Origin of the sequence: Pseudoalteromonas sp. BZK2 (assembly GCF_014349195.1) — a bacterium.
Taxonomy (GTDB): domain Bacteria; phylum Pseudomonadota; class Gammaproteobacteria; order Enterobacterales; family Alteromonadaceae; genus Pseudoalteromonas; species Pseudoalteromonas simplex.
Window position 1 is genome coordinate 158,339 of sequence record NZ_JACSOG010000004.1, and the last position, 22,223, is coordinate 180,561.

General features: G+C 41.0%; 15 protein-coding genes. 7 read left to right on the forward strand and 8 right to left on the reverse strand.

Annotated elements, in window-relative coordinates:
• Positions 1-14 precede the first annotated feature (14 nt).
• The 3 genes from BIZ38_RS04140 to msrA all read right to left on the reverse strand — a co-directional run bounded on the left by BIZ38_RS04140 (position 15) and on the right by msrA (position 4,300).
• Entirely contained in the window at positions 15-1,343 is a 1,329-nt protein-coding gene (locus BIZ38_RS04140) for a glycosyltransferase family 2 protein (protein WP_187489635.1), read from the reverse strand.
• On the reverse strand, positions 1,340-2,746 hold the full coding sequence (locus tag BIZ38_RS04145; protein ID WP_187489636.1) for a hypothetical protein: 1,407 nt from the start codon (positions 2,744-2,746) through the stop codon (positions 1,340-1,342). Before BIZ38_RS04145 ends, BIZ38_RS04140 begins: the two co-directional genes overlap by 4 nt.
• Positions 2,747-3,022: 276 nt before the next feature.
• Complete coding sequence (gene msrA / locus BIZ38_RS04150; protein ID WP_187489637.1) at positions 3,023-4,300, reverse strand: peptide-methionine (S)-S-oxide reductase MsrA; 1,278 nt, start codon at positions 4,298-4,300, stop codon at positions 3,023-3,025.
• Between the two features lie 157 nt (positions 4,301-4,457).
• Between msrA and BIZ38_RS04155 the strand changes: the two genes are divergently transcribed.
• From BIZ38_RS04155 to BIZ38_RS04175, 5 genes are all read left to right on the forward strand, one after another.
• Positions 4,458-5,981 carry a leucyl aminopeptidase gene (locus BIZ38_RS04155; RefSeq protein WP_187489638.1) on the forward strand — a complete coding sequence of 508 codons (1,524 nt, stop codon included), beginning with the start codon at positions 4,458-4,460 and terminating at the stop codon, positions 5,979-5,981.
• Positions 5,982-6,133: 152 nt separating this feature from the next.
• Positions 6,134-6,802, forward strand: a complete 669-nt coding sequence (pxpB, locus tag BIZ38_RS04160; protein ID WP_187489639.1) for a 5-oxoprolinase subunit PxpB — start codon at positions 6,134-6,136, stop codon at positions 6,800-6,802.
• Positions 6,799-7,734 carry a biotin-dependent carboxyltransferase family protein gene (locus tag BIZ38_RS04165; protein WP_166340199.1) on the forward strand — a complete coding sequence of 312 codons (936 nt, stop codon included), beginning with the start codon at positions 6,799-6,801 and terminating at the stop codon, positions 7,732-7,734. Before pxpB ends, BIZ38_RS04165 begins: the two co-directional genes overlap by 4 nt.
• A 368-nt stretch (positions 7,735-8,102) precedes the next feature.
• On the forward strand, positions 8,103-9,770 hold the full coding sequence (gene asnB / locus BIZ38_RS04170) for an asparagine synthase B (RefSeq protein WP_187489640.1): 1,668 nt from the start codon (positions 8,103-8,105) through the stop codon (positions 9,768-9,770).
• A gap of 332 nt (positions 9,771-10,102) precedes the next feature.
• A complete protein-coding gene (locus tag BIZ38_RS04175) occupies positions 10,103-11,677 on the forward strand; it encodes a BCCT family transporter (protein WP_054553779.1) in 1,575 nt (524 codons plus the stop codon).
• A 107-nt stretch (positions 11,678-11,784) separates the two neighbouring features.
• Here the strand turns inward: BIZ38_RS04175 and BIZ38_RS04180 are convergent, their stop codons facing one another.
• From BIZ38_RS04180 to BIZ38_RS04200, 5 genes are all read right to left on the reverse strand, one after another.
• Positions 11,785-12,492: a 3'-5' exonuclease gene (locus tag BIZ38_RS04180; protein WP_187489641.1), complete on the reverse strand. Its 708-nt coding sequence runs from the start codon at positions 12,490-12,492 to the stop codon at positions 11,785-11,787.
• The gene (locus tag BIZ38_RS04185; protein ID WP_187489642.1) at positions 12,492-14,390 is read right to left on the reverse strand and encodes a DUF294 nucleotidyltransferase-like domain-containing protein; all 1,899 of its coding nucleotides are present in this window, start codon (positions 14,388-14,390) and stop codon (positions 12,492-12,494) included. Before BIZ38_RS04185 ends, BIZ38_RS04180 begins: the two co-directional genes overlap by 1 nt.
• A gap of 84 nt (positions 14,391-14,474) precedes the next feature.
• Entirely contained in the window at positions 14,475-17,552 is a 3,078-nt protein-coding gene (locus BIZ38_RS04190) for an efflux RND transporter permease subunit (protein WP_082389291.1), read from the reverse strand.
• Between the two features lie 2 nt (positions 17,553-17,554).
• Entirely contained in the window at positions 17,555-18,571 is a 1,017-nt protein-coding gene (locus BIZ38_RS04195) for an efflux RND transporter periplasmic adaptor subunit (protein ID WP_187489643.1), read from the reverse strand.
• 289 nt (positions 18,572-18,860) lie between these two features.
• Positions 18,861-19,868 carry a rhodanese-related sulfurtransferase gene (locus BIZ38_RS04200; protein WP_187489644.1) on the reverse strand — a complete coding sequence of 336 codons (1,008 nt, stop codon included), beginning with the start codon at positions 19,866-19,868 and terminating at the stop codon, positions 18,861-18,863.
• A gap of 199 nt (positions 19,869-20,067) precedes the next feature.
• On the opposite strand from BIZ38_RS04200, the gene BIZ38_RS04205 reads away from it, so the two are divergent.
• Positions 20,068-21,393, forward strand: coding sequence for a DEAD/DEAH box helicase (locus BIZ38_RS04205; RefSeq protein WP_054551932.1), 1,326 nt, complete (start codon positions 20,068-20,070; stop codon positions 21,391-21,393).
• 2 nt (positions 21,394-21,395) lie between these two features.
• The coding region (locus tag BIZ38_RS04210; protein WP_054551342.1) for a S1 RNA-binding domain-containing protein at positions 21,396-22,223 on the forward strand (828 nt) is incomplete at its 3' end.

Genomic DNA, 22,223 nt, shown 5'->3' on the forward strand with positions numbered 1-22,223 from the left:
ATTATTCCCTTAATCTAAAATTTTTGACCACGTTTAAGCACCCACCAAGGTGCCATACTAGACTCTTCATGCGACCGCCGGAATACTTCATTAACCAGCGCAAAGCAACATACTAGGCGCATTATAAATGCATAGATGGGATAGAGAGGTAACCAGAGGAATAGTGTAAAATCTTGCTTAGGCCTTTCTGAAACACTAACTAAAACTAACAAATAAAAATAGCCGATAGTTAGAAGGTATAAGGCATAAATGACGAATATTAATGCTAGTGAGAATTGCCAAGGATAAATAATAGCAACCCCAACAAAATACACAAAAATGACAAATGGCAACATAACGTTTTGCAAGTAACCATAAAAAAGTGTAAACAAAAAATTCTTCCAGCCTAAAAGCTTAGGTGAAAAAGCTGGCCAATGTTTACGCAAATATAAAAACAGCAAGTCCCCGTCCCAACGTAATCTTTGCAAGACAAGCTCTTTAAATGATTGAGGTGCGTCTGTATGTGCAATCGACGCAGTCGCGTAAGGTATTTTTAAATTAGGGTAGCGTTTAAAATACTGTTTGATACGAACTGTTAGATCTAAGTCTTCTGCAGTATGAGTATCCCAACCTCCTATTTGTTTCAAGAAATCACGTCTAAATGCACCAAATGCACCTGAAATGTTGTTAATTAAATTACATTGAGCTAAGCCAGTTTTACCACCCTGCATCGATATTAAGTATTCGATTGCTTGCATTCTAGTCCATAAAGTTTTATTCACATTACGAACTCTTAAAGCACCTCCCACAGCAGGTACATTAGGGTCTTCAAATAACCTGACTAAATTTGCCATCATATCATTGTCAAATGAAGTATCCGCATCAACATTGACGATAATTTCACCTTTAGCATAGGATAAGCCTGCGTTTAAAGTTGAAACTCGCCCTCCCCGCTGCCATTTTGGCAATAAAACAATCTCACGATTTTTGCCTTTAAATAACTGCTTACATTCTTTAGCTACATGGTAAGTGTGGTTATTTTGAACAGCACCATCTATTACAGCAATAATTTCAATTTTACCTGGGTAAGTTTGTTCAACGAGTGACTGAATGGTTTCTTTAACTGCATCCCCTTCTGCATAACAAGTAATAACACAGCTAACTTTTGGTAAATAAAATAATTTAGTATTGTTTATACGTGTCTTTTCTTTAGTCCATTTAATTATGCCAAACGTGATTATTAAAAATAGCGGCAATTCATAGATAAGGTATAAAGGAATAAATTTCACTAGAACTAATATATTACTTTGTACATAAAACATAATTTGTTCAGTAATATGTATTAAAGTGCTTAGCGTACTCATAAAACACTCTCCTGCTGAGCTGCAAATTGTTGCTCAAGCCAAACACCTATTTCATCTGGCATTTCTTTTGATGGAAGTGGAATGCCTTTAATCGAAAGTGAGAAATCGCTATTTTTATTGAGTAAAGAAATCCCTTTTAATTTTTGATAAACAAAGGATAAATGTTCAATTGTTGTATTAGGTAACATTAAAAGTAATGTATGCTCTCCTGCTAAACAGCAAATATCCGTGGTCCTGATACTCTCGTTAATTCTGCTCTCAAATTCGTCTATTAATTGAATAGCACGTGCTTCACCATTTTCTGCAATAAATTGCGCGAGGTTTTTTAACTCTATCTTAACTATTGAGTGTGTTTGCTGGTGCCTTACGGCAAGTTGGTTTTGCCACTTAACCACCCATTCGAAATGTGAATAGTTAATAGAGTCAGTGCTGGTTAAATTAAAATTGTCAAAACGCTCACCAAGTCTAATTAAACTTTTACCTTCCATTGATATGTTGTAACTATGAATGTTCTGTACTATTAACTCATCAACTTGATTACTGGTCTGACAGTGGAAGCATTTAGCAATAACGTCAGCATCTACAAAGCTAGTATGGCATTGGTTACATTTCTGATTTTCTATTGGGCGATCATAGTCAACGCCAATGTGTCTCAATTTTGTATGGCAATTAGGGCAGCTTAGCCCGATACCCTCTTTAAATTTAGATTCGCCATTTACATGACCACAGTTAAAACAGTGCAAACTAGATACGTTAGCAATATCAATACTTTGACAACTTGGGCATGAATCAACATAATTTAAGTGCCCTGATTGGCAGTGTCTACAGTAGCGAACACGGTCGATTAACTTATCTGTCTGTAAGAGTTTTCTTCTATGGATACTCGACAACCATGACATCGCATCTTTAGTGTTAACCCCGAAACACTCTAAAAGCGGATAATAATAAACACTATTAATGCTTAAATCATGAACAGGTAACAAGCTATTACCTTTATAAATCCACATAAAAGACAAAAGCTTAGTTAAAGCTGAGTCGACTAAATTAAGACTTAGATTTAAACTAGTTGCGCGCGTTATTACGGAGTTATAAAAATCATCACTTTGTTTATTAAAAAGACCATTTGCAAGAGCTTCTGATAAATAACAAGGCGTATTTACCAAAATACAGCTTTGCCATAACAGTTCGTGCTTACGGATTTTCTTGAGCGCCTCGCCTTGGTTTACAATGTTGTCAGCAAAAACAATAAGTGGAAAATGAGATTGAGCTTCAAAACCGGAAAAAAAGTGCTCTACGTCGTTAAATACTGTGAATTCGTGTCCGTAAACTAAAAAATCAATATCCTTAAGCTCACCAATCCAAATTTTTTGTAACGAAATATCATTTAATTGCTGTTTATTCATTTACCCTCCATGAAATGAACTATTGTATTCATACCGCATTTTAAACTGTTTTTATATAAGGTACGATCAGACTTTTCATATAACTGGTAATTTATGGTTTAAATTAACTAGTCAATAGCTTATAAAAATAAGAAGGTATGATTGAAATCTATATTTAAAATAATATTTTATTGTTATTAATTGAAATATAAACTTTATGTTAATAAAGAGTTGTATGAGGTAGCTTTTAATATAAAAGCCAGCTCTGAAAGCTGGCTATAAATAAGTTCTAACTTATTAAGTTTCATCTCTTGGCACAAACTCAAGCACAGTCGCATTAATGCAGTACCTGTCTTTACCTCTTGGCCCTTCACCAGGGAACAAATGCCCTAAATGAATACCCGAGCTTTTTGATTTAAGCTCAATACGTTGCATGCCATAACTGTTGTCTTCATGCATAGTCACACTGTCTTTAACTGGATGAGTAAATGAAAGCCAGCCTGTGCCTGAGTTAAATCTATCTCGGGTATCAAAAAGCGGCGCACCACTTAGCTTATCAATGAAAATTCCATCAGGTGTGTTTTTAAAGATATCGTACTGCTTACAAAATGGGCTGTCTGTTCTGGCATGAAATGCAACTCTAAAGGCTTCACTGTCCCCCAGTTTAAATGCACCTAAGGCTTTGTAAAACTCACTTTTGCTAACATAGCCTTGGCGACCATAAACCTCTTCGCCATTTTCTATAAATAAGAGTGTGGGTGTAGCCCATGTTGGGGTTTTAATTGTTAAACCATCAAGTTGATCAGCATGTCGGAAAGTCATAGGTATCGAGCCCATGTACTCATTAGCGACCTCTTTTTTAAACTTTTCGCAGTATGGGCAATAACCTTTAGCATCAATCACTACAATTTGCTTACCTGCCAATAAGGCTGTGTTATCAACCTGCTGTTTTTTGACTGGTGTGAATACAACGCCCGTTGAATGATCAGGGCAATAGCCATTCGGGTTTTTCTTTAAGTAGTCTTGGTGATAATCCTCAGCAGCATAAAATGCATCAAGCGGTTTTATTACAGTCACAATCTTGCCGTAGCCTGCTGCGGTTAATTTGCTTTGGTATTCATCTTTAAGTGTATTAGCAACCTCGAGTTGCTCATTATTACTTACCAAAATTGTTGAGCGGTATTGAGTGCCAATATCATTACCTTGGCGATTTAGCTGGGTTGGATCATGATTTTCAAAATAATGCATTAACAGTGATTGTGTTGTTAACTTGTTGCTGTTGTATGTCACTTTAACAACTTCTGCAAAATTGTTTTTATCAAAGCGTCGCGAGCTACGTGTTATGTTCTTGTAGGTCGCTTTAAAACCTTGCCCATCGGCATAGCCAGATACCGCATCCAACACGCCATCAAGTGCTTCGTAACGTTTTTCTGCTCCCCAAAAACAACCTGAACCTAGCACAATGGTTTCAATATGCCCTGTTGCGTTTTCTGGCATTGTTTCAGCTTTAATTGGGCTGGTGGTAAAAATAGCACTGCAAGTGAATAGTGTCAGTAACATCGACTTAATTGTCATACTAATTTCCTCTTAAAAGCCTGTATTTAAGACAGACCGCGCATAGGTATTAATAATTTCAACTTAAACGCATGCAAACAGCGATTCACCGCTAACAATTTAACTCTTAACCTTATTTACGGTAAAACACAGCTTTTTAACATTGGGATATTAAAAAATGAAAATTGCACACAGCTTATCTGCTATTGCATTAGGATTAACACTTGCTACGCAAGTGAATGCCGCAGAGTTCACTTTTGCAAAATCAATTAAACCGAACGACAACACACTAGTTTTATTTTTAGATACAGATAGCCAAGTTGCTAATTTTAATTATTTAAAGCCAGAAACCCAAACTCACCTAAATAAAGTCATTGAATTTAGTGACTTTAAAGCAGGTTATGGAAAAACGTTAGAAGTTATCGCACCAAACGGTAGCGACCATCAACGCATCTTACTTGTTGGCTTAGGAGAGCAGCCAAAACTAGATGCAGCAAAAATGGCAAAACTAGGTGGTAACGTTCACGCTAAATTGCAGTCGGCTAAACAAGCAAATGTTAGCCTTGATTTTTCAGAGCTTAAAGACAGCGCAATCAATGCTAAATATGCAGCAGAATTTGCACACGGCGCAAATTTACGTGACCACCGTTTTGAGCAATACAAAAAAGAACAAGACAGCCACGTTGTTAACTACACATTAGATGTTGAAAATTTAGACCAAGCGGTCGAAACCCATAAATTACTACAAAGCATTGAAAAAGGTGTATTTTTAGCACGTGACTTAACCTCTGAAGTTGCAACAGAAATGACACCGGTTGATTTTGCTAAAGCGGCAAAAGAGCTTAAAAAGTTAGGTGTTAAAATTACAGTTTTAGAACCTAAGCAAATTAAAAAGCTTGGCATGGGTGCACTTGAAGCAGTTGGTCGTGGTAGCGAAGAAGGTGCACGTTTAGTGGTTGCTCATTATCAAGGTAATAAAAACACCCCTATCGCGTTAGTGGGTAAAGGTATTACCTTTGATTCAGGTGGCTACAGCCTTAAAACAGGTGCTTCAATTGCCCGCATGAAATCAGACATGGCAGGTGCAGCTGCAGTTCTAGGTACTGTTAAAGCAATGGCACTGGCTAAAGCCGACACAAACGTAGTTGCTGTCATGGGCATGGCTGCCAATATGGTATCGCAATTTGCTGTCGCGCCGGGTGACGTTGTAAGAACCGCTGAAGGTTTAAGTGTTGAGATTGTAAATACGGATGCTGAAGGCCGCTTAGTACTGAGTGATGCAATGTGGTATGCCCGTGACAAGTACAAACCAAGTATTATGGTTGATGTTGCGACCCTAACCGGGTCTAAAGTTCGTGCTGTAGGTAATGAATACGCGGCGGTTTTCTCTGATGATGATACTCTTGTTGAGCAACTAACTGTTGCGGGTAAGCAAGTAAATGAAAACCTATGGCGTTTACCTCTAGGTTATGAAGATGCATTAAAGTCAGACATTGCTGATCTTAAAAACATCGGTTCACATGGCCCAGGTGCTACTACAGCAGCGAGTTTCTTACAAAACTTTGCCGGTGACACACGTTGGGTTCACATTGATATTGCAGGTAACGCGCTAAACTCTAAAGCAAAAGATGAACTAGCTGAAGGCGGTACAGGCTATGGCGTACGTTTACTGTCTAATTGGTTACTAAATAACGCACAGTAATTAGACATTGCACTTTATCAAGTGGTTATAAACTATTATAGCCACTTGATTGTCTTGAGTTTTTCTAATTAACACTAAAGACACATTTACATCATCAACAAACAGCCTATATGCTAATAAGCATTAAGGGATAATAATAAGATTGATACGCAATGACGACGACCAAAAGTACACCTAAAATTATGGCGCTCACTACGCATAGCATCTTTTTTGATGCCTATGAAACAGCAAGCGACATACTCACTACGCAAAAGAAAATATGGGCATTAGCCCAATATTGCCAAAGCAGTGATGACTTTGTTGATGTAGTCCCTGCCAATAATAATTTAACACTTTACCTGAAAGAGCCCGCTCAACTTGCTGGTTGGCTGCCACGATTACTTGAACAATGGCACGAACTTAAAGCTACTGACTTTAACTCACGTCATCATAAACTTGCGACTCGTTATGGTGGTGAATATGGGCCTGATATAGCACATGTTGCTAAACATCATAATCTGTCTGTTGATGATGTTGCTCAAATGCACAGCAGTGCCAAATACCACGTGCTTTTTTTAGGCTTTAAACCCGGTTTTGCTTATTTAGATGGTTTAAGTCCACAACTCTTCACACCCCGACATGCTGAACCAAGGCTCTCTGTTCCAAAAGGTTCTGTTGCTATTGGAGGCAATCAAACCGGTATTTACCCTGAAAGCTCCCCTGGAGGCTGGCAAATTATTGGTCACACAAATTTTCGTCTATTTGATATCAATGCAGCCTCGCCTTGTGCTATCGAACCCGGTGATACTTTAGAGTTTGTTATTCAGGAGGTGTTAAAATGATCACTATCATCAAACCTGGTATGCAAATGTCTATACAAGATCAAGGCCGCACAGGATCTCGCCATTTAGGCATTGGACAATCAGGGTGCATTGACCCTTATGCTCAAGTTATTACAAACCGTTTAGTTGGCAACGACGACAACAACCCCGTTATTGAAATCACTTTGGGTCTTGCCGAAATTCAGTTCGATAACGATTACTACATTGCACTGCACGGTACAGATATGAAAGCCACAGTGAATGGCAATGCTGTTGAACCAGGCTGGAGCTTTTACATAAAAAAAGGCGATGTATTAAAGTTTAATGCGGCGCGTCATGGTTTTAGAAGTTACCTTGCGATTGGCGGCGAGTGGCATTTACCTGAGCCAATTTTAGATTCTTACTCAACAGATATATTAGCAGGTTTTGGTGGCTTGACCGGTCAAGCACTACAGGCTGGCGATAGTTTTGATATAACGCCAAGGTACAATACCAAAATTGGCTTAGGCGCTATGCTACCACCTAAAAGTACACAAATTCGTATTCATGCCGCACCACATGCAGCACTGTTACCAAAAGACACCATCGTTAACTTTATAAATCATTCATGGCATGTATCGCCTAATAGTAACCGCATGGGCACACGGCTATTAAGTGATGAGTGTGATATCAGCCATGATGTTTCATTACCCTCTATGGCTGTCGCTCCTGGCTGTATTCAGCTTCCGCCAAATGGTGAACCCATAGTGCTATTAAACGATGCGCAAACAACGGGTGGTTACCCATTGCTCGGTACCGTGATCGAAGCCGATCTTCGTCACTTTGCACAATTAAAACCCGGTGATTTCCTTCACTTTAAGTTTGTTACACTTAAAGAAGCCCATGCAGCACAAGAAAAACTCACTGCGCACTTAAATCAACTTGCGATAGCACTAAACTATATTAATAAATAGCGTTAATTTATTGGTGTTTAAAAAGCGAGCAAAGAAAGTCTTTGCTCGCATCGCTTTAAAGCTTGTCTATACATTTAAAAAGGTAAAAACCCTATACATTCCTTTGCACCAAAGCTGTGCAGAAAATTTAGTAACAAAAGCCTTTATTCCAGACTCATTATCATCCAATTTGAACAAATCAAGCATTTAAACCGCTCACCCTTTAACCACTTACCCCATACTGGTGCAAATAGGTTAGCGCAGGTGCATATTTTATTCTCAATTAATTAAAAAACCTGTGTGACTTAGGTAATTATTTCTGTTAAAACAAACATTCGCAGTTATATAAATTCTGTTAACTGCGCACATACTTGGAATGAGGAGTCACTATGTGTTCAATTTTTGGGGTATTAGATATTAAATCTGATCCCGCTCAATTGCGTAGCCAAGCAATTGAGATGTCAAAACTATTAAGGCACCGCGGGCCAGATTGGTCCGGCGTGTATTCATCAGATAAAGCTATTTTAGTGCACGAGCGTCTAGCGATTGTTGGCGTATTGAGTGGTGCACAGCCTTTGTACAACCCTGAGCGTACAAATATCCTTGCTGTTAACGGTGAAATTTATAACCACAAAGAGCTCGCTGCCAGCTTAGAAACTGATTTTACTTTTCAAACTCAGTCAGACTGTGAAGTTATTTTGGCTTTATATAAGCAAAAAGGCCCTGAGTTTTTAGACGATTTAAATGGTATTTTCGCGTTTTGTTTATACGACGAAGAGCAAGATGCCTACTTAATTGGTCGTGACCATATCGGGATTATTCCGCTTTATACAGGTCATGATGAACATGGTAACTTTTATGTTGCCTCAGAATTAAAAGCATTATCGCCAATTTGTAAACATATTGAAGAATTCCCTCCGGGTCATTTCTTGTGGAGCAAAGATGGTCAACTTCGTAAGTATTACAGCCGCGATTGGCAAAGCTATGACGCAGTAAAAGACAACGAAGCTAAATCAAGCGATGTTAAAGAAGGCTTAGAAGCTGCTGTTAAACGTCAATTAATGTGTGATGTACCTTATGGCGTACTTTTATCTGGCGGTTTAGATTCATCGGTAATTTCAGCTATCACACAACGTTTTGCTGCAAAACGTATCGAAGATAATGACGAGTCTGATGCATGGTGGCCAAAACTGCATTCATTCTCTGTGGGTCTTGAAGGTTCACCCGATTTAGCAGCTGCGCAAAAAGTAGCTGATATGATTGGTACGGTTCACCACCCTATTCACTTTACTATTCAAGAAGGTATTGATGCCCTACGTGAAGTGATTTATCACATCGAGACCTACGACGTAACAACTATTCGTGCCTCAACGCCGATGTACTTAATGGCGCGCCAAATTAAAGCCATGGGTATTAAAATGGTGTTGTCGGGCGAAGGAGCTGATGAGCTTTTTGGTGGTTACCTTTATTTCCACAAAGCACCAAATGCGCAAGAGTTCCATGAAGAGCTTAACCGTAAAGTCTCTAAACTACACATGTTCGATTGCTTGCGTGCGAATAAATCAATGGCTGCATGGGGCGTTGAAGCGCGTGTGCCATTCCTTGATAAAGAGTTTGTAGACGTCGCAATGCGTATCAACCCTGAAGCGAAAATGTGTAAAGACGGTAAAATCGAAAAACACATTATTCGTGAAGCGTTCGACGGCTACCTGCCAGACGACGTGCTTTGGCGCCAAAAAGAGCAGTTCTCTGATGGTGTAGGCTATAACTGGATTGATACGTTAAAAGAGTATGTGAACGAACAAGTTAGCGATCAAGACCTTGCTAATGCTAAATACAAATACCCGATCAATACGCCTGATTCTAAAGAAGCGTATTTCTATCGTAGTATTTTCGAAGAGCACTTCCCTGGTGATGCCGCCGCAAAATGTGTTCCGCATGGCAAATCTGTTGCTTGTTCTACTCCTGAAGCACTCGCTTGGGATGCATCATTCCAGAACAATGCTGACCCTTCAGGTCGTGCTGCTGGCGTTCATAACGATGCTTACAAAAAGTAGTAACTTTGTGCTGCAAGCCCTGTGTTTGCAGCACTTTCCTCTCAATTGTAATAATTTGCTTTGAAATAATACTGTCATCAAATTATTCCTTTCGCTGCCTAATTTGTTCACAATTCCTACAAAAAACGTAAAAAACTGCATTTATTCGGCTGTTTAGGGACAAAACCATTTACATTTTTTTTCGAGCTCCTACACTAAAGACTAAACTTTGGTACAAATTTAGTTCGTCTACAAACTATTTTTGGGTTTGATACGTAAAAATAGTAATAGCCAAGCTAGTGCCAACCGGCCGTTTAGCTCTCTGCTAAATATAATCACAACAAGAGGTATTCATGAGCGAACATCATGACAAGTACAGTATCGACAATACCGACTACACTGTCGGACAGGACAATGTACAAAAATGGGGTTTTGATGTGCACAACCCTGTATTTGGCATTAGTGCTGGATTAATTGCCCTATTCTTAGTGGCAACACTTATTTCAGATGCTGAAACAGCAAAAACAACTCTGAATGGAATTAAAAACGACATTATTAATAACTTTGATGGCTTTTTTATGTGGTCAGCAAACTTATTCGTATTGTTTTGCTTAGCGTTAATTGTTTCACCATACGGTAATATCCGCCTTGGTGGTAAAGAAGCACGTCCAACTCATTCACGTATTTCTTGGCTTGCAATGTTATTTGCTGCAGGTATGGGTATAGGCTTAATGTTTTGGGGCGTCGCAGAACCTGTCGCCTACTTTACAGGTTGGTACGAAACACCACTTGGTGTTGAAGCAAACACGCCGGAAGCCGCTAAACTGGCAATGGGTGCAACTATGTTCCACTGGGGTTTACACCCTTGGGCAATTTACGCGGTTGTTTCGCTTTCACTCGCATTCTTTTGCTATAACAAAGGTTTGCCGTTATCTATTCGTTCAATTTTTTACCCAATTTTAGGTGACAAAGCGTGGGGCTGGCCTGGCCACCTTATTGATATTCTAGCTGTACTTGCCACTCTATTTGGCCTTGCAACATCTCTTGGTTTAGGCGCACAACAAGCCGCTGCTGGTATTAATCACGTCTTTGGTACTGATAGCGGAATTGGCTTAGAAATAGGCGTTATTATTGGTGTGACGTTACTAGCTGTTATTTCTGTTGTTCGCGGTATCGACGGCGGTGTAAAACTGCTTAGTAACGTAAACATGCTTATCGCTTTTGTATTACTCGTATTTGTTGCACTTGTTGGGTTTTCTGCAGCATTTGGCAACCTTCCTAATACAGTAATGGGTTATGTTGAAAACATTATTCCACTGAGTAATCCTCATGGTCGTGAAGATGAAACATGGATGCATGGCTGGACTGTATTCTACTGGGCTTGGTGGATTTCATGGTCACCGTTCGTAGGTATGTTCATTGCACGCGTATCTGAAGGCCGCACAATCCGTGAGTTCTTAATTGCTGTATTACTAGTTCCTACTGTTGTGACTATCTTCTGGATGTCAATTTATGGTGGTATCGCTATTGAACAAGTGATTGATAAAGTAGGTGTACTTGGTGAAAAAGGCTTAACAGATGTACCACTAGCTATGTTCCAAATGTTTGAAGCCCTGCCAATGTCGCAAGTGCTTTCATTCATTGCAATTGTGCTAGTACTGGTGTTCTTTATTACGTCATCTGACTCAGGTTCATTAGTAATCGACTCAATCACCGCTGGTGGTAAAGTTGACGCGCCAGTGCCACAACGTATTTTCTGGGCTACAATCGAGGGTGCGATTGCAGCTGCACTTGTTTGGATTGGTGGCACACAAGCAATCGAGGCCTTACAAGCCGGCGCCGTATCTACGGGCTTGCCGTTTACCTTTGTATTGCTATTAATGTGTGTGAGTTTACTCCTAGGTTTACGAACAGAACCAAGACACTAAATACGCTTTGAAATAATAAAAAACGCCGCATTTTTTGCGGCGTTTTTTTATTGATAAGCTTTGCTCAAATAATTTAAATACCCGACATAACGTCGGTGCTACGAGCGCTATATTAGTAATTCGCTGAGTGGCGTATCTGGGCGGTAGTGGTAAGCTATTTGCGCTTGTAGCAGCTCTGCGGTGGCTGTGGCATCATTAAGCGCATTGTGGTTTTGATACGCTGGTAACGAATAACGAATGCGAGAGTCAGCTAAGCGCACAGAATCCAGCTTAGAATTAAATAGTCGACCTAGTAACCCCTGCTTTGCTTTAAGTGCGCGCGTTTCCAGATCAAGCGTGTCTATAACAGCAAATTCAAGCCCTTCGCCTAAACGTGCTTGCAACGCTTGATATAAAAAGTGCCGTTCAATAGGTGCAAAATGCACCACAATCACTTTGCCTTTTAATGCTGCTAACAAAGGCTCCATAATCGTTGAAAAATCAGGTGCATCGCTCACTTCTGAGTGAGTTATACCATGAATAACAATCGACTCTTCAGCAAGCTTACGCCTTGGTTGAACAATCCAATGTTGGCTATCTTTACAAAAAATACGCTTGGTATTAAATGGAATTAAACCGACACTGACTATATCGTCATTTTGATAATTTAGACCGGTTGTTTCAAAATCAAGTGCTACTAAGGGAATATCACTAATTGGTGTGCTTAAATCACAAATAGCTGATTCATAAAACGCTTTGATTAGTGGCTGTTTGCTCTGTGCTAATAACTCTTGATACCGAGTCGGCCAATCAAGTTTTGCGCCTTGTTTTGCCATTACTTCATCCCTGAGTTAGCAGAGTATCTGAATTTTAGGAAATTCTGCGCTTTATCTAAAATGGCAAACGCCTCTTTAAGATTGCGCTGCTCAAAAGGAGAAAGTAAATGAGGCTCTAAGTCGTTATCTGGCGCTTCATCAAGCTTTTCTATTTGCCACGCTTGGTGTCTTATTCTGATCATGGCAATGTATTCTAAGGCGTCTCGTAAATCTTGTGCTTTGCCTTCAGGGAGTAGTTTAGCTTCGATAATATCTTCTAAACGCTCGAATGAATTTTGTTTACGACTGCCTATCGCTAATGCATGCACGCGTATTACGTCAGATAAAGGTGCAGTACCGCGACGTTTTAAGTTCATAGAGCGCTTGTGTTGGCCATTATGCTCTAACACAAAATCTTTAAAGAAACCTAAAGGCGGCGTTCTGTTACGCGCATTCGCAGCAAGGTTTGCCAAGAAACGTTTATTCTTACGCCCTTCTGTTGCGATAAAGCGTTTGAGCTCATCGGCCCATTTGTTTTTACCGTAAACACCGTCTAAATCAAAAAAGATCGAGCTATGTAATAAAGCCTGCGGTTTAGGTTCGGCCATCCAACCTGCAAATTGCTCTTTCCACTGCTCGCGTGTTAAGCGCCACTTTTTAAATGACGCCATAATTTCACCTTCACAGTACTTATAGCCACATTCAGCTAAACCATCACAAACAAAATCAGCCAAATTCTGAAAATACTCGTCATGTAATTCCTCGTTAAAACTATTATCAAGGATAATAGCGTTATCTTGGTCGGTCACAATTAATTGCTCATCACGCGCCATTGAACCTAAAGCAATAAAGCAATAAGGAACCGGCGGTGGGCCAAACTTTTCTTCAGCTAAATCAAGCAAGCGCTGTTTAAAGGTACGGCCTATTACAGCCATTGCGGTACCAATCATGTGAGAGTTAGCATCTTCGTTAACCATGCGAACAAAGACATTAGGTAGTTGCCTTGCATAGTGAGCTAAATCTTCAACCGATTGCTGAGCTAATATGCCGCGTACTAACAATAAACTACTTTGTGACTCGTAGCGTAAAATATCTGATAACGAAATAACGCCAATCGGCTTTTTCTTAACAACCACAGGCAGGTGGTGAATGTTATCTCTGAGCATGGCCAGTACAGCTTCAAACACATAGGCATTACTATCGAGTAGTATTAAGTCTTTTTGCATTATTTGCGCAGCTGGAGCTTCGTAACTTAACCCTTCAGCAATTACACTGGTGCGTAAGTCACGGTCAGTAATAATGCCAACAACTTGGCCGTCGTCATCATCAGGATCATCACTGATTGGTTTATCGGCATCAGTAACCAGCACAGACGATACCGACTCTTGCGTCATTAATTGCGCAACCATTTGCACAGAGGCATCTTTTGCCACAGTGACAACATCACGATGAAGAAGCGACTTAACCTTGGCGGTTGTTAAATCGTTGCTGTCTGCCTGTTCAACAATTGCTTGGTGAAGGCGCACATTACCATCGGCTTCAAAAAAATCAGCAAATGTTTCGTATTCGTCGCAGTATTGATTAAACAACTCAACATTAATGCAATAAACTAAGGTGTCTTCGAGTGCCTTTGCCGGAAAGCGCACTTTGCGGTTCATCAGAAGGCCCATTTGCCCAAAAATGCCACCGATAGTTAAACGGTTGTATAAATCACCATCACGACGATATATCTCTACAGCACCTGTTCGAATAACAAATAAATCAGCGATATCCTCGCCATAATTTAGTATTTCAGTGCCTGCGCGAAAATAAGCGATTTCGACTTGTGATGCGAGTTTATTTACCGCCTCTTCAGGAAGATCATCAAAGGGAGCGTGATCAGAAATAAATTGGGCGATATCGACGTGTTCGGCTTGCATACGCGTACCTAGTTTTAAACATTTGATTTAATTGTGAGGGTAATTGGCTATTTTTTCAAAGAAAAAATAGCCAATTAAGTTGGATTAAGCCTTTTCTAACTCTTCAGCCAGAAGTTTCGACTCGTCACCTCTTGGTTTAGTAAAGCGAGCTAAACCAAGGTAAATAACAGGCGTTAAATAGAGGGTAAATAACACCGCCAGTGCTAAACCGCCAAATACTACCCAACCAATCGCGTTACGAGCCTCAGCCCCTGCACCGGTAGATAAAATAAGTGGTAATGCACCTAATAAAGTTGAAACCAGTGTCATCGCGATTGGACGAAGGCGCACTAGTGCGGCCTCTTCTACCGCCACTCTAACCGAGCGGCCTTGGTCACGTAATTGGTCGGCAAACTCCACCAGCAAGATGGCGTTTTTAGCAATTAGACCAATCAGCATCACTAAACCAATTTGCGAGTAAATGTTTAATGATGTACCTGTTAGATATAACGCTAAAATTGCTGATGTAATACCAAATGGTACAGTGATCATAACAACGATTGCACTATTCACACTTTCAAATTGCGCTGCCAATACCAGAAGAACAATTAAAAAGGCCAGAACATAGGTCACCAATACTTCATTGGCGGTTTCTTCAAAGGTTAATGCCTCACCTTTAAACGCCAAGCTGATACCCGCAGGCAAAGATTGCTCTGAAATATCACGGATTTTTGTTACCAGCTCAGCAATAGTTACGCCCTCTGGCATTTCCATACTCAGTTCAATAGCACGGCGTTGTGCATGGCGCTCAAGCTCAGCGGCAACACCTTCTTCAGTAATCGTTGCCACACTACTCAATGGCACTAATTGACCATTACGGCCACCAACATACAAGTTAGCTAAATCGCTCGGGTTTGTGATGGTTTGGTTTTGTGCTTGCAACATAATCGGGATTGATTGGTCACCAATATTTAAATCGGCAATATCATCACCATTGATTGCAGCACGTAACGTTACTGATATATCACTGAGCGATACGCCTAGCTCTTCAGCACGACGTCTATCAATATTAACCCGTAATTGTGGCTGTGACGGCTGATATGAAATACGTACAGGGGCCACTTCTGGCACTGCTTTTTCTATTTCAGCAGAGAAGTCTTGCGCAGCTTTAAATATCTCGAGGTAGTCTTGGCCCAATAAGGCAAGCTCAATACCACCGCCTTGACCACGCAAGTTCAAACTATTTGAACCACCTGGGTAACCAGCCGCACCAGGAATATTACCTAAAGGCTCACGTATTTTATTGATAATTTCTTGCTGACTAAAATGACGTTCGTCCCAATGTTTTAGCGGCACAGTAATAAATACAATATTTGGGTCCCACTGCCCAACCACAGTGTAAATAGACTCAATATCACCACTTTCAACATACGGCAGTAAGATATCTTCCATTTGCACCGCTTGCCTGTCCATAAAGTTCAAGCCAACACCATCAGGGCCACGGGCAAAAATACGAATTTTACCGCGATCTTCTGTTGGTAATAGCTCGTTATCTAGATTGAAATACAGTGCCCCAGAGCCTGCAGCGACCAACAAACACGCAAAAAAGGTAAGCCATGCATGTTCAAGTACACCATGTATAGTGCGCTTATAAACAGCAGCTAAAACATGGCCAACTTTCGCAAACGGATGAAAACCGCCCTGCTTTAATTTCAGTTTTGATGTCAGCGCAGGTACCAAAGACAGCGCAACAAAGCTTGAAATGATCACAGCGCCTGCTAATACCCCACCAAACTCTCTAAATAGTCGCCCTGCTGTTGATGGTAAAAAAGCGATAGGCACAAACACCGCAGCTAGTACGGCGGTTGTTGCCACAACAGCAAAGAATACTTCACGGGTACCAACCACTGCAGCTGCACGACGACCAAGACCTAAGCCCCGCTGACGTTGTATGTTCTCACTTACCACTATGGCATCATCTACAATTAGACCAGTAGCTAACACGAGTGCAAGCAAGGTAAGAATATTAATTGAGAAACCAAGCGCCCAAATAAGTGCTAAAGAGCCAATTAATGCAACAGGTATCGCAAATGCAGGAACAAGCGTTGCGCGCCATGAGCCAATAAACACCCACAGTGTGATCACCACTAACAGCACGGTTAGTAAAAGTGAGTTAATAACTTCATCAACTGAGCTTCTGATAAACTGAGCATCATCAGAGGTTAAAGTAAATTCCATTTCAGGAAAACGCACTCGCATACGTTCGATTAAAGTTAGCACTTCATCTGAAATTTCAATGGTATTAGATTGCGCCTGACGAATAATTTCCATACCAATCACAGGTGTACCATTCAGCCTCACGAACGAACGCGGATCAGCTGGGCCAAAGTAAACAGCCGCAACATCGCCAATACGGGTATCATCTCGAACGATGATATCGGCTACTTGTTCAGCAGAGATTGACGTTGCATCAGCACGAACGATCACCTGTTGATCGCTTGATTTTAAACTACCCGCCGGCACATCAAAGGGAGCCTGACGAAGTACGTTGGCAATATCTGGTACGGTAAGGTTAAAGCTACTTAGCTTAAGTGGGTCGATGCGCACTCTAAGAACCCGTTCACGGTCGCCATTTAAACGAACATCGGCAACCCCTGGAATGGTTAAAAACTGCGGGGCTAAGTCAACATCAACACGCTCTGTCAACGCCTCAAGGGATAAGCTATCACTTGATACCGTTAACGATACAACCGCTTCGGCATCATTATCGGCTTTAATAATTGATACCCGTTCAACTTCTTCGGGTAATTCTCGCTGCACACGGGCTACCGATTCGCGTGTTTCGTTTGCAGCATCATCTAAATTAACACCGGGGCGAAACTCAACCACGATACGAGCATTGTTTTCTTCACTTTGCGCACGAATCGACTTTACACCACTTACCCTCGCAACCGCCCCTTCGAGCTTACTAGTCACTTCGGTATCTACGGTCTCCGGTGAACCACCAGGGAAAGACGCTGATACAGTAATACGTGGTCTATCAACATCAGGAAGCTCACGTACTTCAACCCCTGCTATTGCAGCGATACCGGCAATAATAATGAGTAAGTTAAGTACCACAATTAAAACAGGGCGACGTATCGCCATTGATGGCAAGTCTTCCATCATAGGTTGCTGTTTCATCATTACTCCTTGGCAAGCTGCACTTCATTGATGAAATTAAGCTCTTGATTAGGTCTTAGGCGCTGAACGCCTTCTGTCACCAATAAGTCACCTTCGTTTAAGCCACTAGAGACTAACAAACGCCCTGCTAAACGCTGCTCAATTTTAACATCAACGCGTGTGGCTTTTTTATCGACACTCTTCCATACGTAAGGGCCTGCTGCCCCCCACATCATGGCTGCTTCGGGTACTACAGCAAGCTCTTCACCTAGAATATTTATGTGCACACGAAAGCTCATACCCGGCATAAATTGCTGAGCATTATTGTCAAGTTTGGCTTTTGTTCTGAGTGTGCGGGTTTGCGCATTGATACGCGAATCAAGCTCTGCCACCTTAGCCGTGTAAGCTTTATCGCCTAACCAAGGCACTACTTCGACCGAAGATTTTTGTTTAAGCACTGAGATAGCGGCTTCTGGGGCATTAAAATTGATATAAAGCTCAGAAATATCATCGATAGTCGCAATGGCTGTTTGGGTTGTGATCCTGTCGCCTACTTCGACGTCAGTTAAACCCATAACACCACTAAAAGGAGCACGAACTTCTCGGTCTTCACGCTCTGTCTTCGCTTGCATTAACTGGACTTTTGCAAGCTCATAAAGCGTTTTCGCATCATCTAAATCACTTTGCGGCACCGCACCACGGGCGTGGCTTTCTTCAAGCCTTTTCATGGTGCGCTCAGCATCTTTTAAAGTAATTTCGGCTTCGATCAACGCTGCTTTTTGTCTACGTGAATCAAGCTCTAATAGTAAGTCACCTTTGGCAACGTTATCGCCTGGTTTAAAGTAAACAGCAGTGACTCTGTCCCCAACGGCTGGGTAAAGAGTGACTGAGTGAATCGCTTCTGCATTACCCACTGCTTTTATCTGTTGTTTAGACTTTTCAACAGACACTGATTCTACAACTACATTAGCCGCCTCAGCGACGGAAACACAACTAATACAGGCAATTAAAGTCCATGTATGTAATTTGCCAATTGTCAAAATTTCACCTAAATAAGAATCGTTTTAATTGTTACGAAGTGTAACAGCTTTGTGATCAATAAAAAGCTGACTTCGTTTAATAAACAATTAGCCAAGGTGAAATAAACGCATACATCGCCTGTGTTTTCTAATTAGAAACGACAATGTGATGAATCGACCTCTTTTAAGTGTGCTTAGCTTGCAATGGTTACCTCCAGACAATAAGAACCATCACTTATATGTTCTTTTTGAATAGGCATAAAAAACCCCAGACAATGCTGGGGTTTCTATCAATTCATAAAGCTAACAATTACTGTTGGCGCTGTGCTTCTTTTTGCGCTTTTTTTGCTTCTTTACGCTTACGTAGAACTTCTTGCGCTTCGTTACCGATGTGCCCTTCGCCACGCGCATGTGCTAACTCGATTTGCTTTTGACGCTCAGCAAAACGTGCGCGTTGCTCTTCTGTTAGGCTGTCGTGACAGTGATGACACGATACACCTTCCATGTACTCAGGCTTTTGCTTTTCTTCTTCAGTGATAGGCATACGACAAGCGTGACATTGGTCGTAAGAACCTTTTTGTAAATCGTGATTTACCGCTACACGGTTATCGAATACAAAACACTCACCTTCCCACATGGTTTCTTCTTTTGGTACTTCTTCTAAGTACTTAAGAATACCGCCTTCAAGGTGGAATACTTCGTCAAAGCCTTGCTCTTTCATGTACGCAGTTGATTTTTCACAGCGAATACCGCCGGTACAGAACATAGCGACTTTCTTGTGCTTTTCTGGGTCTAGGTTTTCTTTCGCCCATGCTGGGAATTCACGGAATGTTTTAGTGTTTGGATCAACCGCATTTTGGAAAGTACCGATCTCAATTTCGTAATCGTTACGTGTATCGATAAGAATCACTTCAGGATCTGAAATTAATGCATTCCAATCAGCTGGTTTTACATATGTACCCACTACTTCACGTGGGTCGATACCTTCAACACCCATAGTTACGATTTCTTTTTTCAGTTTTACCTTAGTACGGTAGAACGGGCATTCGTCATCGTATGACTCTTTAGTCACAATGTTGTCTAGGTTTGGTTGTGCATCTAACCATGCAAGTAGGTTATCGATACCTTCACGTTTAGCAGAAACAGTACCGTTGATACCTTCAGCCGCAAGTAACAAAGTACCGCGTACTTCATTGTCTTCCATTACTTTTAGTAGTGGTTGGCGAATCGCTTCAAAATCAGGAAGGGCTACAAATTTGTAAAGTGCGCAAACAACAAAGTGCTCGCTAGTTACATTGTCTTTATGAACAGCAGTCATGGTTTTACCTTTTGCTTTAGATGTCCATGTGGGGCGTTAACCGAATCGCAAATCCGGCGCATTGAGGGCGCGTATTTTACGCGAATTAGCGATAATTGCAAAAACTGATGCGAAATAGCTGTGTTTTTACTGTCTCCAAGTGAGGCAAGTGCGTTATAATGAACAGGATTTACAAATTTTGCTCATCGGAGATTACGCATTGCATTTTACTGAACTTGGGATTGATACACGCCTCGAAAAACAACTTGCGCATCAAGGCATCACCCAGCCCACTGACATTCAAGCTCACGCGGTACCAACAGCTATCGCAGGCCATGATATTTTTGCACAGTCAAAAACAGGATCGGGCAAAACGCTGGCGTTTTTATTACCTGCTGTACAGCGCGTAATGAAACAAAAAGCACTCAGTAAACGCGACCCTCGCGTTTTAATCGTTGCGCCTACCCGCGAATTAGCAACCCAAGTGTACAGCCAATTAAGGCTATTAATTGCCGGTACAAATATTAGTGCTGTAAAAGTACTGGGTGGTGAAAACTTTAATGACCAAATAAAGGCTCTTCGTAAAGACCCACATTTTGTGGTGGGCACACCAGGGCGTTTAGCTGACCATTTGAGTCAACGCTCATTACAGCTTTCAGGCTTAGAGCTTTTAATTTTTGATGAAGCTGACCGTATTTTAGATTTAGGCTTTACCGATCAAGTTAAAATGATTAACGAGCTTGCTGATCACCGTTTACGCCAAACGTTATTGTTTTCAGCAACCCTTGACCATGCACAAGTTGATGCCCTGTCACGTAACCTTTTACGTTCACCAAAACAAATATTGTTAAGTGCCTCTAACGAGCAACATAGTGACATTACCCAACAGCTTTATTTAGCTGATCACTTAGATCACAAAGAAGCCCTACTTGAGCACTTTGTAAAACAAGACAATGTTGGCCAATGCATTATTTTCACCGCAACACGTGCCGACACTCAGCGTTTAAGTCAGCTATTAAATGATAAAGGCTTTAAAGCGCAAGCGCTTGCGGGTGACTTAACACAGGCTAAGCGCCTTGAAATTATGGACGCCTTCAGCCGTGAAAACTTTAAAATCTTAATTACCACCGATGTTGCATCACGTGGTCTTGATTTATTAAGCGTGACCCACGTAATTAACTTTGACTTACCAAAACATGCTGAAGAGTATGTGCACCGTATTGGTCGTACTGGTCGCGCAGGCTTTAAAGGAACTGCTATTTCATTAGTGGGCCCGAAAGATTGGCCAAGCTACAAAGCAATTAAAGCATTTTTAAATGATGAATTAAGCTTTTTCACCGTTGACGGCCTTGTTGGTAAATTTAAAGGTCTGCGTGAGAAAAAACCAAACACAGTTTGGAAAAAAGCAGAGAAAAAAGTGGCTGCAAAACCTGCAAAACCAAAACGCAAAGCAGCCCCTAAAAAGCCAAAAGCCCCTATTCAAGCACCAATTGATGTAGATGGTTTTGCTCCAATGCGCCGTAAGAAAAAGCCAGAACAGGAATAATAATGAGTATTTTAGGAACCACACAAACCCTTTTCGTTAACGAAATGTCTAACGAAGGTGCTTATTTAGATGGCCGTGATTTAGGCGAAGTATTCTTACCAAGCAAAGAAATTGATTACGAACTAGAAGCTGGCGACAGCGTGCAAGTATTCATTTACTTAGATCACGCAGGTCACCCAACAGGCACCACAAAAAAACCTTTAGCTGAAGTGGGCGAATATGCCCTACTACGTGTTAAAGCCATCAACAGCACTGGTGCGTTTATGGATTGGGGCCTCGAAAAAGACGTACTTGCGCCATACAACGAACAAAAGCCAAAAATGAAAGACGGCTTTTCTTATCTTGTACGTTTATACCTAGATAACGCTAGCCAACGTATTTGTGCATCGAGCAACTTTAATAAGTTTTTATCGAAAGATGAACCAACTTACTCAGTAATGGAAGAAGTTGACTTAATCGTTGCCGGTAAAACAGACCTGGGTTACAAAGTACTTGTAAACGAAGCCCACATTGGTGTGGTTTATTACAACACCGTATTTAAAAAGCTATTTGTTGGACAGCGTTTAAAAGGCTTTATTCAAAAAGTACGTGAAGACGGTAAAATTGACGTACTCCTTGAAAAACCAGGTATGGGCAAAGTAAACGACTTAGGCGAAAAAATCTTAGCAAAATTAAAAGCCGAAGGTGGCGTACTTCACCTAGGTGATAAGTCAGACCCTGAAGCAATTAAAAAGACTTTCTCAACCAGTAAAGCAAACTACAAAAAAGCCATTGGCGGTTTGTTTAAGCAAGGTTTGATTGAGATTGAAGCAACGTCGATTAGATTGAAG

Coding starts and splice junctions, on each gene's coding strand:
- BIZ38_RS04140 (WP_187489635.1), bottom strand. CDS start 1,343: ATGAGTACGCTAAGCACTTTAATACATATTACTGAACAAATTATGTTT.
- BIZ38_RS04145 (WP_187489636.1), bottom strand. CDS start 2,746: ATGAATAAACAGCAATTAAATGATATTTCGTTACAAAAAATTTGGATT.
- msrA (WP_187489637.1), bottom strand. CDS start 4,300: ATGACAATTAAGTCGATGTTACTGACACTATTCACTTGCAGTGCTATT.
- BIZ38_RS04155 (WP_187489638.1), top strand. CDS start 4,458: ATGAAAATTGCACACAGCTTATCTGCTATTGCATTAGGATTAACACTT.
- pxpB (WP_187489639.1), top strand. CDS start 6,134: ATGACGACGACCAAAAGTACACCTAAAATTATGGCGCTCACTACGCAT.
- BIZ38_RS04165 (WP_166340199.1), top strand. CDS start 6,799: ATGATCACTATCATCAAACCTGGTATGCAAATGTCTATACAAGATCAA.
- asnB (WP_187489640.1), top strand. CDS start 8,103: ATGTGTTCAATTTTTGGGGTATTAGATATTAAATCTGATCCCGCTCAA.
- BIZ38_RS04175 (WP_054553779.1), top strand. CDS start 10,103: ATGAGCGAACATCATGACAAGTACAGTATCGACAATACCGACTACACT.
- BIZ38_RS04180 (WP_187489641.1), bottom strand. CDS start 12,492: ATGGCAAAACAAGGCGCAAAACTTGATTGGCCGACTCGGTATCAAGAG.
- BIZ38_RS04185 (WP_187489642.1), bottom strand. CDS start 14,390: ATGCAAGCCGAACACGTCGATATCGCCCAATTTATTTCTGATCACGCT.
- BIZ38_RS04190 (WP_082389291.1), bottom strand. CDS start 17,552: ATGAAACAGCAACCTATGATGGAAGACTTGCCATCAATGGCGATACGT.
- BIZ38_RS04200 (WP_187489644.1), bottom strand. CDS start 19,868: ATGACTGCTGTTCATAAAGACAATGTAACTAGCGAGCACTTTGTTGTT.